12 protein-coding genes and 1 tRNA gene are annotated in these 16,192 nt (G+C 66.8%); 9 read left to right on the top strand and 4 right to left on the bottom strand.

Annotated elements, in window-relative coordinates; genetic code table 11:
• Positions 1-9: 9 nt before the first annotated feature.
• A complete protein-coding gene (polA, locus tag DSC45_RS10995; protein ID WP_119289953.1) occupies positions 10-2,676 on the bottom strand; it encodes a DNA polymerase I in 2,667 nt (888 codons plus the stop codon).
• A 256-nt stretch (positions 2,677-2,932) separates the two neighbouring features.
• On the opposite strand from polA, the gene DSC45_RS10990 reads away from it, so the two are divergent.
• From DSC45_RS10990 to DSC45_RS10960, 7 genes are all read left to right on the top strand, one after another.
• Complete coding sequence (locus DSC45_RS10990; RefSeq protein ID WP_119289580.1) at positions 2,933-5,206, top strand: FdhF/YdeP family oxidoreductase; 2,274 nt, start codon at positions 2,933-2,935, stop codon at positions 5,204-5,206.
• A gap of 141 nt (positions 5,207-5,347) precedes the next feature.
• A complete protein-coding gene (locus DSC45_RS10985; protein WP_119289578.1) occupies positions 5,348-5,824 on the top strand; it encodes a PaaI family thioesterase in 477 nt (158 codons plus the stop codon).
• 707 nt (positions 5,825-6,531) lie between these two features.
• The gene (locus tag DSC45_RS10980; protein WP_119289576.1) at positions 6,532-7,752 is read left to right on the top strand and encodes a branched-chain amino acid ABC transporter substrate-binding protein; all 1,221 of its coding nucleotides are present in this window, start codon (positions 6,532-6,534) and stop codon (positions 7,750-7,752) included.
• 99 nt (positions 7,753-7,851) lie between these two features.
• Positions 7,852-8,781 carry a branched-chain amino acid ABC transporter permease gene (locus DSC45_RS10975; protein ID WP_119289574.1) on the top strand — a complete coding sequence of 310 codons (930 nt, stop codon included), beginning with the start codon at positions 7,852-7,854 and terminating at the stop codon, positions 8,779-8,781.
• 5 nt (positions 8,782-8,786) lie between these two features.
• Positions 8,787-10,598 (top strand): branched-chain amino acid ABC transporter permease, encoded by a 1,812-nt coding sequence (locus DSC45_RS10970; RefSeq protein WP_119289951.1) that lies wholly within the window; start codon positions 8,787-8,789, stop codon positions 10,596-10,598.
• A gap of 5 nt (positions 10,599-10,603) precedes the next feature.
• Positions 10,604-11,473: an ABC transporter ATP-binding protein gene (locus DSC45_RS10965; RefSeq protein ID WP_119289572.1), complete on the top strand. Its 870-nt coding sequence runs from the start codon at positions 10,604-10,606 to the stop codon at positions 11,471-11,473.
• Complete coding sequence (locus DSC45_RS10960) at positions 11,470-12,186, top strand: ABC transporter ATP-binding protein (protein WP_119289570.1); 717 nt, start codon at positions 11,470-11,472, stop codon at positions 12,184-12,186. Before DSC45_RS10965 ends, DSC45_RS10960 begins: the two co-directional genes overlap by 4 nt.
• Before the next feature lie 81 nt (positions 12,187-12,267).
• Here DSC45_RS10960 and DSC45_RS10955 read toward each other — a convergent pair whose 3' ends face one another.
• Positions 12,268-12,912, bottom strand: a complete 645-nt coding sequence (locus tag DSC45_RS10955) for an ANTAR domain-containing response regulator (RefSeq protein WP_119289568.1) — start codon at positions 12,910-12,912, stop codon at positions 12,268-12,270.
• 99 nt (positions 12,913-13,011) lie between these two features.
• Between DSC45_RS10955 and DSC45_RS10950 the strand changes: the two genes are divergently transcribed.
• Both DSC45_RS10950 and DSC45_RS10945 read left to right on the top strand, forming a co-directional pair.
• A tRNA-Leu gene (locus DSC45_RS10950) sits at positions 13,012-13,094 on the top strand.
• An 86-nt stretch (positions 13,095-13,180) separates the two neighbouring features.
• On the top strand, positions 13,181-13,972 hold the full coding sequence (locus tag DSC45_RS10945; protein ID WP_119289566.1) for a helix-turn-helix domain-containing protein: 792 nt from the start codon (positions 13,181-13,183) through the stop codon (positions 13,970-13,972).
• 27 nt (positions 13,973-13,999) lie between these two features.
• On the opposite strand, the gene DSC45_RS10940 is transcribed toward DSC45_RS10945, so the two are convergent.
• Both DSC45_RS10940 and pyk read right to left on the bottom strand, forming a co-directional pair.
• On the bottom strand, positions 14,000-14,512 hold the full coding sequence (locus tag DSC45_RS10940; protein ID WP_119289564.1) for a hypothetical protein: 513 nt from the start codon (positions 14,510-14,512) through the stop codon (positions 14,000-14,002).
• A gap of 79 nt (positions 14,513-14,591) precedes the next feature.
• Positions 14,592-16,028 carry a pyruvate kinase gene (gene pyk / locus DSC45_RS10935; RefSeq protein ID WP_119289563.1) on the bottom strand — a complete coding sequence of 479 codons (1,437 nt, stop codon included), beginning with the start codon at positions 16,026-16,028 and terminating at the stop codon, positions 14,592-14,594.
• Positions 16,029-16,192: the final 164 nt, after the last annotated feature.

Genomic DNA, 16,192 nt, shown 5'->3' with positions numbered 1-16,192 from the left:
GCCGGGAGGCTAGTGCGCGGCGGATTCCCAGTCCGGGCCGACGCCGACCGACACGTCCAGGGGCGCCCGCAGCGCCACCGCTCCGGCCATCTCGCGGCGGACCAGTTCCTCGACCCTGTCCCGCTCCCCCGGCGCGATCTCCAGGACGACTTCGTCGTGGACCTGGAGCAGGAGCCGGGAGGTGAGGTCCGCCTCGCGCAGCGCACCGTCCACGTTCAGCATCGCGATCTTGACGATGTCGGCCGCGGTGCCCTGGATCGGTGCGTTCAACGCCATCCGCTCGGCCGCCTCGCGGCGCTGGCGGTTGTCGCTGTTGAGGTCCGGAAGGTACCGGCGGCGGCCGAGCATCGTCGCCGTGTACCCCGTGGCCCTGGCCTCGTCGACGGCCCGGCGCAGATAGTCGCGTACCCCGCCGAACCGCTCGAAGTAGGTGTCCATGAGCCCTCGCGCCTCGGCGGCCTCGATGCCGAGCTGCTGGGACAGGCCGAAGGCCGACAGACCGTACGCCAGGCCGTACGACATGGCCTTGATCTTGCGCCGCATCTCCGCGTCGACCGCGGACCGCTCGACGCCGAAGACCTGGGACGCGACCGTGGTGTGCAGGTCCTCGCCCGAGGTGAAGGCCTCGAGCAGGCCCTCGTCCTCGGAGAGGTGGGCCATCACACGCAGCTCGATCTGGCTGTAGTCGGCCGTCATCAGCGATTCGTAGCCCTCGCCGACGACGAAGCCACGGCGGATGGCGCGGCCCTCGTCGGTGCGCACCGGGACGTTCTGCAGATTGGGGTCGGTGGAGGAGAGGCGGCCGGTGGCGGCGACGGTCTGGCTGAACGACGTGTGGATCCGGCCGTCCGCCGCGATCGTCTTGATCAGGCCCTCGACGGTGACGCGGAGCTTCGCCTGCTCGCGGTGGCGGAGCATGATGACCGGCAGTTCGTTGTCCGTCTGGGCGGCGAGCCAGGCGAGTGCGTCGGCGTCGGTGGTGAATCCCGTCTTGGTCTTCTTGGTCTTGGGCAGGCCCAGCTCACCGAAGAGGACTTCCTGCAGCTGCTTGGGCGAGCCCAGATTGAACTCGTGGCCGGCGGCGGCGTGCGCCTCCTGCACGGCCTGCTGCACCGCGCCGGCGAACTGCTGCTCCATGGACTGCAGATGGGGCCGGTCCGCGGCGATGCCGTGCCGCTCCATCCGGGCCAGCAGCGCCGAGGTGGGCAGCTCGATGTCCGTGAGCAGGTCGCCCGCGCCGACGTCCTTCAGACGGTCGCCGAAGGCGGTGCCCAGGTCGAGAACCGTGCGTGCCTGATGCATCAGGGCGTCCGCCTCGGCCGCCTCGTCGGCGCCGAAGGCGAGCTGGCCGTCGCCGGCCGAGGCCGGGGCGAGCTCGCGGCCCAGATACTCGAGGGACAGCGCGTCGAGTGCGAAAGAACGCCGGCCCGGCTTGACCAGATAGGCGGCGAGCGCACTGTCCATACCGACGCCCTCGACGGTCCAGCCGTGCTCGGCGAAGACCCGCATCACGTTCTTCGCGTTGTGCAGGACCTTCGGCTTGGCGGGGTCGGCGAGCCACCCGGCGAAGGCGTTCTCGTCGGCGGAGTCCAGCTGGGACGGGTCGAACCAGGCCGCGGCACCGCCGGCCGCGGCGAGCGCGACCTGGGTGACCGTGCCGGCGCCCAGCGACCAGGTGTCGACGGTGGCGAGGCCCAGGACCGCCTTCCCGTGCTCGTCGAGCCAGCCGGTGAGCTCGCCGGTGGCGAGGACCTTGCCGTCGATCGCCACGCTCTCGGCGACCGGTGCGCTGTCGTCGGCCTCCTCGGCGCCGGGGTCGACGGCGAGGAGCCGCTCGCGCAGCGAGGGGTTGCGGATCTCCAGGGTGTCGAGGAAGACGGCGACGGCCTTGCGGTCGTAGGGCTCGCGGCGCAGGTCCTCGACGGTGCGGGGCAGCTCCACGTCCTTGACCATCTCGGTGAGGCGGCGGTTCAGCTTCACGGCGTCCAGGTGGTCACGGAAGTTCTGCCCCGCCTTGCCCTTGACCTCGTCGGCGCGCTCCACCAGGTCGGCGAACGAACCGAACTGGTTGATCCACTTCGCCGCGGTCTTCTCGCCGACGCCGGGGATGCCCGGCAGATTGTCCGAGGGGTCGCCGCGCAGCGCCGCGAAGTCGGGGTACTGGCTCGGCGTGAGGCCGTACTTCTCGAAGACCTTCTCGGGTGTGAAGCGGGTCAGCTCGGAGACGCCCTTGGTCGGGTAAAGGACGGTCACGTGCTCGCTGACCAGTTGGAACGAGTCGCGGTCGCCGGTGACCACCAGGACGTCGAACCCGGCGGCCTCGGCCTGGGTGGCGAGGGTCGCGATGATGTCGTCGGCCTCGAAGCCGTCGACCGCGAACCGGTCGGCGTGCATCGTGTCGAGCAGCTCGCCGATCAGCTCGACCTGTCCCTTGAACTCGTCGGGGGTCTTGGAGCGGTTCGCCTTGTACTCGGTGAACTCCTCGGAACGCCAGGTCTTGCGGGAGACGTCGAAGGCCACCGCGAAGTGGGTGGGCTCCTCGTCGCGCAGCGTGTTCGCCAGCATCGACGCGAAGCCGTAGATGGCGTTCGTCGGCTGCCCGGTCGCGGTGGTGAAATTCTCCGCCGGCAGCGCGAAGAACGCCCGGTACGCAAGAGAATGCCCGTCCATGAGCATCAGGCGGGGGCGCTTGTCGTCGCGGGCGGGGGTCGTCTTCGCTGCTGTCTCTGCCACGTCCCCGATCCTGCCACGCCCCACTGACAGTCGGCCCCACCCCGGGCTCGCGAGCGTCTGCCGCACGGCCCGCCGTCCCTACGCCGGCCCGTATTCCGCCCGTACGCCGAGGCCTTGTCGGTGCCGCGTGGGAGGATCGAGGACAGCGGCCGGCCCGCTCGGGTGGCGGCCGGGAGTGACGGTTCGAAGGAGTCCGGTCATGGCAGGCAAGCCCCCTTCCGGCGACCCCGTACAGGATGCGCCGCAGGTCGACGAGCCGCAGCATGCGGCGGCCGGGCTGACCGCCATCGGTCACACCCTGCGCATGGCGAGGCAGCAGATGGGCGTGCGCCGCACGGCCCTCACCCTGCTCCAGGTCAATCAGAAGGACGGCTTCGACTGTCCCGGCTGCGCCTGGCCCGAGCCCGAGCACCGCCACCGCGCGGAATTCTGTGAGAACGGCGCGAAGGCGGTCGCCGAGGAAGCCACGCTGCGCCGGGTGACGACGGACTTCTTCGCCGCGCATCCGGTCGCCGACCTCGCCGGACGCAGCGGATACTGGCTCGGCCAGCAGGGCCGCCTCACCCAGCCCGTCTATCTGGCCGAGGGCGCCGAGCGGTACGAACCGGTGTCCTGGGAGCGGGCCTTCGACATCGTCGCCGGCGAACTGGACGCGCTGGCCTCGCCGGACGAGGCGGTCTTCTACACCTCGGGCCGCACCAGCAACGAGGCGGCGTTCCTCTACCAGCTCTTCGCCCGCGAGTTCGGTACGAACAACCTGCCGGACTGCTCCAACATGTGCCACGAATCGTCCGGTTCGGCCCTCACCGAGACGATCGGCGTCGGCAAGGGCAGCGTCCTGCTCGAGGACCTGTACCGCGCGGACCTGATCATCGTGGCCGGCCAGAACCCGGGCACCAACCACCCGAGGATGCTCTCCGCCCTCGAGGAGGCAAAGGCCAACGGCGCCCGCATCATCTCCGTGAACCCGCTGCCGGAAGCCGGCCTCGAGCGCTTCAAGAACCCGCAGACCGCCAAGGGCCTGTCCGGCCGTGGCACGGCGCTGACCGACCTGTTCCTGCAGATCAGGCTCGGCGGCGACCAGGCCCTGTTCCGCCTGCTCAACAGGCTGATCCTGCAGACCGAGGGCGCCGTCGACGAGTCGTTCGTGGCCGAACACACCCATGGCTACGACGAGTTCGCCCAGGCGGCACTGGCAGCCGACTGGGACGAGACACTCGCCGCCACCGGACTCGACCGTGCGGAGATCGAGGAGGCACTGCGCATGGTCCTCGACTCCGAACGGACCGTGGTGTGCTGGGCGATGGGCCTGACCCAGCACAAGCACTCCGTACCGACCATCCGCGAGGTGGTCAACTTCCTCCTCCTGCGCGGCAATATCGGCCGCCCGGGCGCCGGCGTGTGCCCGGTGCGCGGGCACTCCAACGTGCAGGGCGACCGCACCATGGGCATCTTCGAGCGCCCGGCCGAGTCGTTCCTCGACGCCCTGGAGAAGGAGTTCGACTTCGCCCCGCCACGGCACCACGGCCTGGACGTGGTGCGGGCGATCCGCGCCCTGCGGGACGGCGAGGCGAAGGTGTTCTTCGCGATGGGCGGGAACTTCGTCTCGGCCTCCCCCGACACCGAGGTGACCGAGGCCGCGATGCGCCGCGCCCGCCTCACGGTGCACGTCTCCACCAAGCTGAACCGCTCGCACGTGGTGACCGGAGCACGCGCCCTGATCCTGCCGACACTCGGACGCACCGAGCGCGATCTGCAGGGCGGCGGCGAGCAGTTCGTGACGGTCGAGGACTCGATGGGCATGGTGCACGCGTCGAGGGGCCGTCTGGAGCCGGCCGGCGGACGGCTGCTCTCCGAGCCCGCGATCGTGTGCCGCCTGGCCCGCCGCGTCCTCGGCGAGTCCAGCACCACGCCGTGGGAGGAGTTCGAGAAGGACTACGCCACGATTCGCGACCGTATCGGCCGAGTCGTCCCCGGCTTCGAGGACTTCAACGCACGGGTGGCAGCCCCCGGCGGCTTCGCGCTGCCGCACGCGCCGCGCGACGAGCGCCGCTTCCCCACCGCCACGGGCCTCGCCAACTTCACGGCCGCCCCCGTCGAGTACCCCGAACTGCCCGAAGGCCGCCTGCTGTTGCAGACCATCCGCTCGCACGACCAGTACAACACCACGATCTACGGCCTCGACGACCGCTACCGCGGCATCCGCGGCGGCCGCCGCGTCGTCCTGGTCAACCCCGAGGACGCGGCGGCCCTCTCCCTCGACGACGGCACCTACGTCGACCTGGTCAGCGAGTGGCAGGACGGCTCCGAGCGGCGCGCCGCCGGCTTCCGGGTCGTGCACTACCCCACGGCCCGCGGCTGCGCGGCCGCGTACTACCCGGAGACGAACGTCCTGGTGCCGCTCGACGCGACCGCGGACACCAGCAACACCCCAGCGGGCAAATCCGTCGTGGTCCGCCTGGAGCGCACCTGACGCCCCACCCCGAATCCGGCTGACCGGCCCTGACGCGCTCAGCGAACACGGCCCCGGCTAAGCACCCGCTCAGCCACCGTGGTAGTCAAGACGGTGCAGACGACACGTACTGCCGTACGACGACGAAGTGGAGCCGAGCCCATGGGCGAGCAGCACACCGTGAAGTTCCCGCAGGAGATCATCGAGGAATACGCCGCTCTCGGCATGGACCTGCCGGCCCTCTTCTCCGCAGGAGACCTCGGCACCCGCATGGGCGTGGAGATCAAGGAAGCCTCCGCGGACCGCGTGGTCGGCACCATGCCAGTCGAGGGCAACACCCAGCCGTACGGATTGCTGCACGGCGGAGCTTCGGCGGTACTCGCGGAGACCCTCGGCTCGGTCGGCTCCATGCTGCACGGCGGCTCACGCAAACTGGCCGTCGGCGTCGACCTCAACTGCACCCACCACCGCGGCGCCCGCTCCGGTCTGGTCACCGGCGTCGCCACACCCGTACACCGGGGCCGCTCCACCGCCACCTACGAGATCGTGATCAGCGACGAGCAGGACAAGCGGGTCTGCACCGCCCGACTGACCTGCCTGCTGCGCGACGTCGACCCCGCAGGCGGCGCCGGAGCCTGACGACCGCTGCCGCAGCACGGCAGCAGCCACGCACCCGATGGGGCGCGCCACCCAAGTGGCGCGCCCCATCGGCACGTTGAGGACCGGACGCGACCCCGCCCGCGGGCGGCACCCGGGCGGCGATCCCGCACGACCGGGCACGGCCGGCGGCCGGACCGGCCCTTACCACCCCGGCGCAAGGCCGCCACCTCGACACCGAACACGCTCCGCACCGGGCGCAATTCAGCCCGAAACGGTCCGGAACCCGACCGAAAAGCGGGAGAGCGCGTCCGGAATTCGGACGCATTCACGCTCCGTTACGTACCGGCAATACGCCGAACACAATCCGCGCACGCTCCGGACGGACGAGCAAATCCCTCATTACCACCCTCGCATTCCATTCCCGCGTCAGGAGCATGATCACCCCATGCCCCTGAGCAGAACTGCCAATTCTCACCCAGTGGACGCTTAGCGACCCAGCAAAAAGACCGTTCTGTCCGCCCTGCACCTTCACCTTTTGAGCTCGCATAACAAGAGAGTCACATCATGGCCTTAGCTCCTCCCCGACCCCCTCACCTGCGCTTAGAGTCACGGCCAGTCACCGCGCCGCCGGGCGCGAACTGAATTGCACGGCTCTGTACCACCCCAGTACGGCCCGGCGATCTCCACGGCACCTCACGCAAGAGGAGGCCGCGCCAGGGAAAGGACCCATCGTGCGAAACCGTTCCTTGCTCATACTCACCACGGTGTTGACCACCGGGGCTCTCACACTTACCGCTTGCGGTTCGCGCGACGACGACGGAGGCAGCGAAAGCGGCGGCGGAGGCAAAACCACCGTCGTCATCGGCGTCGACGCCCCCCTGACCGGCGACCTGTCCGCCCTCGGCCTCGGAATCCGGAATTCCGCCGACCTCGCGGCCAAGATCGCCAACAAGGAAAAGCTCGTCGACGGCATCGAATTCAAGGTCGAACCCCTCGACGACCAGGCACAGCCCTCCGTCGGACAGCAGAACGCGAGCAAGTTCATCGGCAACAAGGACGTCGTCGGCGTCGTCGGCCCGCTGAACTCCAACGTCTCGCAGTCGATGCAGAAGCCGTTCAACGACGCCGGCCTCACCCAGGTCTCCCCCGCCAACACCGGCACCGAGCTGACCCAGGGCGACGGCTGGAAGGACGGCGACAAGAAGCGCCCCTTCAAGACCTTCTTCCGCACCGCCACCACGGACCAGATCCAGGGCGCCTTCGCCGCCAAGTACCTCTACAACGAGGCGAAGATCAAGAAGGTCTACACGATCGACGACCAGAAGACCTACGGAGCAGGCCTCGCCGCCTCCTTCAAGGACACCTTCAAGAAGCTCGGCGGCAAGCTGGTCGGCAACGACCACATCAACCCCGACGACCGCGACTTCAACGCCGTCACCTCCAAGATCAAGAGCACCGGCGCCGAAGCCGTCTACTACGGCGGCGAATACCCCGCAGCCGCACCCCTCAGCCAGTCCCTCAAGGGCGCCGCCGACATCCCCCTCATGGGCGGCGACGGCATCTACAGCGCCGACTTCATCAAGCTCAACAAGAAGTCCCAGAGCGACCTCGCCACCTCCGTCGGCAAGCCCGTCGAACAGCTCGACTCCGCCAAGAAGTTCATCTCGGACTACAAGGCAGCCGGCTACAAGGACGCCTACGAGGCCTACGGCGGCGGCACCTACGACGCCACCTGGTCCATCATCGAGGCCGTCAAGATCGCCGTCGAGGACAACGACGGCAAGATGCCCGAAGGCGACGAAGGCCGCAAGGCCGTCCTCGAAGCCATGGACAAGGTCAAGTTCGACGGCGTCACCGGCCCCGTCTCCTTCGACGAATTCGGCGACACCACCAACACCATGATGACCGCGTACGAGGTCGAAAAGGGCGCCTGGAAGCCCAAGCTGAGCGAGGCCTACAAGCCCTGACCCGCACCCTCGCAACCCCGCATTGACCCAGACCGCGCGGGAGCGCTACGAGCGCTCCCGCGCGGCGCCTTATCCGAACCATTCCACGGAGGCCCTGCGGTGCACGAACTGCCGCAACAGCTGGCCAATGGACTCATCCTCGGCGCGATGTACGGTCTCATCGCGATCGGCTACACGATGGTCTACGGCATCGTCCAGCTCATCAACTTCGCCCACGGCGAGATCTTCATGGTCGGAGGATTCGGTGCCCTCACCGTCTTCCTCTGGCTCCCCGAGGGATTCTCCCTCCTAGCTGCGATACCCCTCATGATCGTCGGCGGAGTCCTGTGCTCCGTAGCCGTCGGCACCGCAGCGGAACGATTCGCCTACCGGCCACTACGCGGCGCACCACGCCTCGCCCCGCTCATCACCGCCATCGGCCTCTCCATCGCACTCCAGCAAGCCGTGTGGAAGTGGTACCCCGACGCCACCAAGGACCGCTCCTTCCCCCAGTTCAGCGGCGAATCCCTCTCGTTCCTCGGCGCCGACATCAAGTCGAACGACCTCTTCACGATCATCGCCGCCCCCATCTGCATGATCGCCCTGGGCCTCTTCGTCTCCCGCACCCGCGCCGGCCGCGGCATGCAGGCCACCTCCCAGGACCCCGACACCGCCAAGCTGATGGGCATCAACACCGACCGCATCATCGTCATGGCCTTCGCCATCGGCGCCGCCTTCGCCGCCGTCGCAGCCATCGCCTACGGACTGCACAACGGCCAAGTCAGCTTCCGCATGGGCTTCATCATGGGACTCAAAGCCTTCACCGCAGCCGTACTCGGCGGCATCGGCAACATCTACGGAGCCATGCTCGGCGGCCTCGTCCTCGGCGTCGCCGAAGCCCTCGCCACCGGCTACATGGGCGACGTCCCCGGAATGGAACTCTTCGGCGGCGGCGGCTGGAAGGACGTATGGGCCTTCGCCCTCCTCATCATCGTCCTCCTCGTCCGACCCCAAGGCCTACTCGGCGAACGCGTCGCGGATCGGGCGTGATCACCATGACCCACACCACCACCCAGAACACCAGCAACACCCAGGCCACCACCACGGCCCCCGCACTGCTCCCGCTGCCCACCACAGCAGCACGCGCCACCACCACCATCGGCGCCGCAGCAGCCCTCGCCGGCACCTTCCTCGCCTGGACCTGGACCGAGGAATTCCCCGGAAACCTCACCGTCACCGGCTACCCCGGCGGCCTCCAAGTCCTCACCCTCATCAGCGCCGCCCTCACCCTGCTCTTCGCCCTCTCCGGCTACGGCATCCGAGGACTGCGCTGGCTCACCCCCGGAGGCACCAACAGCCCCACCCGCCTCCTCGCCCTCGGCACCCTCGGCGTCGCCGGCTACACCCTCGGCGCCATCGCCACCCAACTCGGCGGCGTCGTCAACCTCGAACCCGGCGCCTGGGTCACCGGCATCGGCGCACTCATCGCCACCATCGGCGCATTCGGCCTCCCCGCCGACCTACCGGCCGACGAACACGACACCGGCCTCAGGCAACGCTTCCGCCACAGCCTCACCGCACCCCACCCCGAACGCGCCAAAACACTCCCCTCCTGGGCCGAAATCCTCATCATCGCCGTCGGCTTCGGCATCGCACTCAACGTCTTCACCTACGGCATCGACACCGAATACTCCGAAGCCTTCATCGGATACCTCATCACCGTCGGCTTCGCCTTCACCGGCATCTCCCGCGCCGGCCTCGTCAACCGCCTCACCGCACTCACCACCAAACACCGCAACGTCGCCCTGGCCGCAGCCTTCGTCGCAGCCTTCTGCTTCCCCTTCACCCAGGACAACGACACCTACGCCCTCATCGGCGCGAACATCCTCATCTTCGCGACCGTCGCACTCGGCCTCAACGTCGTCGTCGGCCTCGCCGGACTCCTCGACCTCGGATACGTCGCCTTCCTCGGCGTCGGCGCCTACACCGCCGCCCTCGTATCCGGATCCCCCCAGTCCGTCATCGGCGTCCAATTCCCCTTCTGGGCCGCAGTCCTCACCGGCGCCGCCGTCTCCCTCCTCTTCGGCGTCCTCATCGGCGCCCCCACCCTGCGACTGCGCGGCGACTACCTCGCCATCGTCACCCTCGGATTCGGTGAGATCTTCCGCCTCACCATGAACAACCTCAACGGGAGCAGCGGACCCGACCTCACCAACGGATCCCAAGGCATCCCCAACATCCCCGACCTCAACCTCTTCGGATTCGACTTCGGGCTCTCCCACGACATCGGCGGCTTCACCCTCGGCAGGTCCGCCAACTACTACCTGCTGATGCTCCTCTTCACCGTCTTCGTCGTCCTCGTCTTCCGCCGCTCCGGCGAATCCCGCATCGGACGCGCCTGGGTCGCCATCCGCGAAGACGAAACCGCAGCAACCGCCATGGGCATCAACGCCTTCCGGCTCAAGCTCCTCGCCTTCGCCCTCGGCGCCACACTCGCCGGACTCGCCGGAACCGTACAAGCACACGTCACCTACAGCGTGACCCCCGAGCAATACCTCTTCACCGGCACCACACCCCCCAACTCCGCCTTCCTCCTCGCCGCAGTCATCCTCGGCGGCATGGGCACCATCAGCGGACCCCTCATCGGCGCCGCCCTCCTCTACCTCATCCCCGCCAAACTCCAATTCCTCGAGGACTACCAACTCCTCCTCTTCGGCCTCGCCCTCGTCCTCCTCATGCGCTTCCGCCCCGAAGGACTCGTAGCCGACAGCAGGAAGAAACTCGAGTTCCACGAGACCGACCAACTCGCCGTACCAGAACAACAACTGCCCGACGACGCCGAAGGCGCCAAGAAGGCGGGGGCGTAACCACCATGACAACCACCAAAACCACCAGCCCCGTCCTCGACGCCAGCGGCGTCACCATGCGCTTCGGCGGACTCACCGCCGTAAGCTCCGTCGACCTCACCGTCTCCAGCGGAGAAATCGTCGGCCTCATCGGACCCAACGGCGCCGGCAAGACAACCTTCTTCAACTGCCTCACCGGGCTCTACATCCCCACCGAAGGCAAGGTCTCCTACAAAGGCAACGTCCTGCCCCCCAAGCCCCACCTCGTCACCAAAGCAGGCATCGCCAGAACCTTCCAGAACATCCGGCTCTTCTCCAACATGACCGTCCTGGAAAACGTCCTCGTAGGACGCCACACCCGCACCAAAGAAGGCCTCTTCTCCGCCCTCCTCCGCGGCCCCGGCTTCAAAAAAGCCGAAAAAGAATCCAGCGCACGCGCGATGGAACTCCTCGAATTCACCGGCCTCGCCCACAAAGCCGAACACCTCAGCCGCAACCTCCCCTACGGCGAACAACGAAAACTCGAAATCGCCCGAGCACTCGCCAGCGACCCCGGACTCCTCCTCCTCGACGAGCCCACCGCCGGCATGAACCCCCAAGAAACCCGCGCCACCGAAGAACTCGTCTTCGCCATCCGCGACCGCGGAATCGCCGTACTCGTCATCGAGCACGACATGCGATTCATCTTCAACCTCTGCGACCGCGTCGCCGTACTCGTCCAAGGACAAAAACTCGTCGAAGGCACCTCCGACGTCGTCCAAGCCGACGAACGCGTCGTCGCCGCCTACCTCGGCACCCCCTTCGAAGGCGCACCCGGCGACGAAGAACTCGCCGAAGTCGAAGCCGCCGAAGCAGCAGCACCCAGCACCAACGCCCGCACGGAGGAAGGCCAGTGACCGCACTGCTCGAGGTCGAAGACCTCAAGGTCGCCTACGGCAAGATCGAAGCCGTCAAAGGCATCTCCTTCACCGTCGGCGAAGGCGAAGTCGTCACCCTCATCGGCACCAACGGCGCCGGAAAAACCACCACCCTGCGCACCATCTCCGGACTACTCAAACCACTCTCCGGACGCATCACCTTCAACGGAGAACCACTCAACAAATACCGCGCAGACCAAATCGTCGCCCTCGGACTCGCACACTCCCCCGAAGGCCGGCACATCTTCCCCCGCATGACCATCGAGGACAACCTCCGCCTCGGCGCCTACCTCCGAAGCGACACCGACGGCATCAACAAAGACATCCAACGCGCATACGACCTCTTCCCCATCCTCGGAGAACGCCGCAGACAAGCAGCCGGCACCCTCTCCGGCGGCGAACAACAAATGCTCGCCATGGGCCGCGCCCTCATGTCCCAGCCCAAACTCCTGATGCTCGACGAACCCTCCATGGGCCTCTCCCCCATCATGATGCAGAAGATCATGGAGACCATCGTCGAACTCAAGAACCAAGGCACCACCATCCTGCTCGTCGAACAGAACGCCCAAGCCGCGCTCTCCCTCGCCGACCAAGGACACGTCATGGAGGTCGGCAACATCGTCCTCTCCGGCACCGGCACCAACCTCCTCACCGACGAATCCGTCCGCAAGGCCTACCTCGGCGAGGACTGAACCACCCCGCACCACACACGACTGAGGCCCGCACCCCGAAACGGGATGCGGGCCTCAGCCACACCTACGACCAACCACCACTCAAGCCTTCTTCTTCTCCTCCGAGTCCTCCACCACAGCCTCCGCCACCTGCTGCATCGACATCCGACGATCCATCGACGTCTTCTGAATCCACCGGAACGCCGCCGGCTCGGACAGCCCGTACTCAGTCTGCAGAACCGACTTCGCCCGGTCCACCAGCTTCCGCGTCTCCAGACGCTGCGAAAGATCCGCAACCTCCTTCTCCAACGCCTTCAGCTCCGTGTACCGCGACACCGCCATCTCGATCGCCGGCACCACATCGCCCTTGCTGAACGGCTTCACCAGATACGCCATCGCACCGGCGTCCCGCGCCCGCTCCACCAGATCCCGCTGCGAGAACGCGGTCAGCATCAACACCGGCGCGATGCTCTCCTCAGTGATCTTCTCCGCCGCCGAGATCCCGTCCAGGACGGGCATCTTCACGTCCAGGATCACCAGGTCGGGGTTGTGCTCACGCGCCAGCTCGATCGCCCGCTGACCGTCCCCCGCCTCACCGACGACGGAGTACCCCTCCTCCTCGAGCATCTCCTTCAGATCCAGCCGGATCAGCGCCTCGTCCTCCGCGATGACGACCCTGGTCGTCAGCGGAGGCACATGAGACTGTTCGTCATCAGCTACGGGCTGGGGTGACTCGGGGGTGGTCACGGGGGCTCCTAGTTCGGGCCGGGCAAGTGCTGCTGCTTTGCAGCCTACCTAGAGGCGGAGCCACGTACCGACCCGGTACACTTCCGTGCAGCGCACCAAGCCGGGTTGGTGGAACGGTATACACGGAGGTCTCAAACACCTCTGCCTGAGAAGGCTTGCGGGTTCGAATCCCGCACCCGGTACCCATCAGATAAAGCGGATGTCCACATTCTCGTGAACATCCGCATTTTCTTACCCAGAGTCCGGACATGTCGCAGAGAATTGCGACATGAACTTTCACGGTACAGAGGTTCGCCAGAAGGCCCTGACTCTCCTTCGGGGCGGCGCCAGGAACACCGATGTGGCCCGTCGACTGAATGTCCCCAAAGGGACAATTTCCTATTGGAAGCACATGGACCAGGCAAAACGTGGTGAATCCACGCAAGTTAGACCATCTCTACTCTGCCCCCGCTGCCACGGCCGCACGCTCGACGCCGCCGCGTATGCGTACCTGCTCGGTCTCTACTTGGGTGACGGACACATCAGCCATTACGCCAAGCACCGAGTACCGAGCCTCATGATCACTCTGGACGACGCCTGGCCGGGCATCCAGGATTGCGCCGAGCAGGCATTACACGCCGTGTTCCCGCACAACGCCACGTGCCGAGTGCGCACGGCTGGCGCACACAACATCAAGGTCTACTCCAAGCACCTGCCCTGCCTCTTCCCTCAGCACGGTCCAGGCAGGAAACACGACCGCAAGATCGCGCTCGAGCCCTGGCAGCAGGAGATCATCGACGCGCACCCGTGGGAGTTCGTCCGCGGGCTCATCCACTCCGACGGGTGTCGGATCACGAACTGGACGACGCGTGTCGTCGGCGGGGTGAGGAAGCGTTACGAGTATCCGCGGTACTTCTTCACCAACGTCTCCGACGACATCCGGGAGTTGTTCACCGGCACACTCGACCGGCTCGGGGTGACGTGGACGCACTGCACTCGTAACGGAAATCCGTACAACATATCCGTCGCCCGTAAGGCGTCGGTCACGTTGATGGACGCCCACGTAGGCCCCAAATACTGACGTCGGTGCGGCAGTTGGTCAGGTCGATCACCTGAGCACTCTTCCTGCCCTGCGGCGCCAGTTGGCTGTCCAGTAGTAGGCAGCGGTGAAGAGCGCGATGCCGGGGACGAGGAGGATGGGGCTGGCGACGTTGCCTTCGGGTTGGACGAGGGCCCGGAAGCCGGTGCCGGTGGTGAAGAAGGCTACGACGACGCAGGCGTAGATCAGGAACTGTTCGACGCGGAGCGCCGGGGATGGTTTCGCGGGGGTCCGGGCGTGTGGTTGTCCAGGGAGTGGTGTGGGGTGGGTGGTGCCGTAGGGGGCGCCTGCGTACCTGGTGGTGAAAACTCCGTCGAGGCCGGGGAGCACGATGTTGCGGCCGGCTGGCTCGGCGCGGAGTTCCTGGAGGAGTTCTTCTGCGTCCTCGGGTTCGAGTGCGGCGAGGTAGCGGGCGAGTGCTTGTCGGGCCGCCGTCTCGGACAGGTACGTCTCGCCGGTGCACAGGGGTTCCGAGTCCGGGTTCTCGTGTGAGTAGTGCGCCCAGGTCCATGCAGTGTTCACGTATTGCAATGTAGTCAGGCGCCCCCTTGGGCACGAGGGTGTTGGGCCTATTTCCGCAACTTCTCCTCGTGCCTGGCGGTTACTTGGGGGTGTCGTCCTCGCCGATGTGGTGGATGCGGACGAGGTTGGTGGAGCCGGGGATTCCGGGTGGGGAGCCGGCGGTGATGACGACGATGTCGCCTTGTTCGCAGCGGCCGATCTTGAGGAGTTGTTCGTCGACCTGGGCGACCATGGCGTCGGTGGAGTCGACTTCTGGTCCGAGGAAGGTTTCGACTCCCCAGGTGAGGTTGAGTTGGGAGTGGGTTGCCTGGTCGGGGGTGAAGGCGAGGAGGGGGATGGGTGAGCGGTAGCGGGAGAGTCGTCGGACGGTGTCTCCGGACTGGGTGAAGGCGACGAGGAATTTGGCGCCGAGGAAGTCGCCCATTTCGGCGGCTGCGCGGGCGACGGCGCCGCCTTGGGTGCGGGGTTTGTTGCGTTCGGTGAGGGGTGGGAGGCCCTTGGCGAGGATGTCTTCCTCGGCGGCTTCGACGATGCGGCTCATGGTGGCGACGGTTTCGATGGGGTATTTGCCGACGCTGGTTTCGCCGGAGAGCATGACGGCGTCGGTGCCGTCGATGACGGCGTTGGCGACGTCGGAGGCTTCTGCGCGGGTGGGGCGGGAGTTGTCGATCATCGAGTCGAGCATCTGGGTGGCGACGATGACCGGTTTGGCGTTGCGCTTGGCGAGTTTGATGGCGCGCTTTTGGACGATGGGGACTTGCTCGAGGGGCATTTCGACGCCGAGGTCTCCGCGGGCGACCATGATGCCGTCGAAGGCGGCGACGATGTCGTCGATGTTGTCGACTGCCTGTGGCTTTTCGACTTTGGCGATGACGGGGAGGCGGCGGCCTTCTTCGTTCATGATGCGGTGGACGTCTTCGATGTCGCGGCCGCTGCGGACGAAGGAGAGGGCGATGATGTCGGCGCCTGTGCGCAGGGCCCAGCGGAGGTCTTCGACGTCCTTTTCGGAGAGTGCGGGGACGGAGACGGCGACGCCGGGGAGGTTGAGGCCCTTGTGGTCGGAGATCATGCCGCCTTCGATGACGGTGGTGTGGACGCGGGGGCCGTCCACTCCGGTGACTTCGAGGGTGACTTTGCCGTCGTCGACGAGGATGCGTTCGCCGGTGGTGACGTCGGTGGCGAGTCCGTCGTAGGTGGTGCCGCAGGTTTGGCGGTCGCCTTGGATGCCGTTTTCGACGGTGATGGTGAAGTCGTCGCCGCGTTCAAGGAGTACGGGGCCTTCGGTGAATCTGCCGAGGCGGATCTTCGGGCCTTGAAGGTCGGCGAGGATGCCGACGCTGTGGCCGGTTTCTTGGGCGGCTTTTCGTACGCGCTGGTAGCGCTCCTCGTGTTCGGCGTAGGTGCCGTGGCTGAGGTTGAAGCGGGCTACGTCCATTCCGGCTTCGACCAGGGCTTTGATCTGGTCGTATGTGTCGGTGGCGGGGCCTAGGGTGCAGACGATTTTTGCTCGGCGCATGGTTCGAGCCTAGGCCTTACTGGCGGGTAGAGATTTGGCTGTGGGTGACTACTCAACATCCTTTGCATGAAGGGCTATTGACAAGTGTTGAATTGTGCGCGGGGTCGCTCCGATGAGCATTTCGAGTGGGGTTTTGTGTACGGGGTGTGGTGGGTGGTGGCTGT

This window comes from Streptomyces sp. YIM 130001 (assembly GCF_003574445.1).
Taxonomy (GTDB): domain Bacteria; phylum Actinomycetota; class Actinomycetes; order Streptomycetales; family Streptomycetaceae; genus Streptomyces.
The sequence above is the reverse complement of the archived record's forward strand: the minus strand, read 5'-3'. Positions and strand labels throughout refer to the sequence as shown.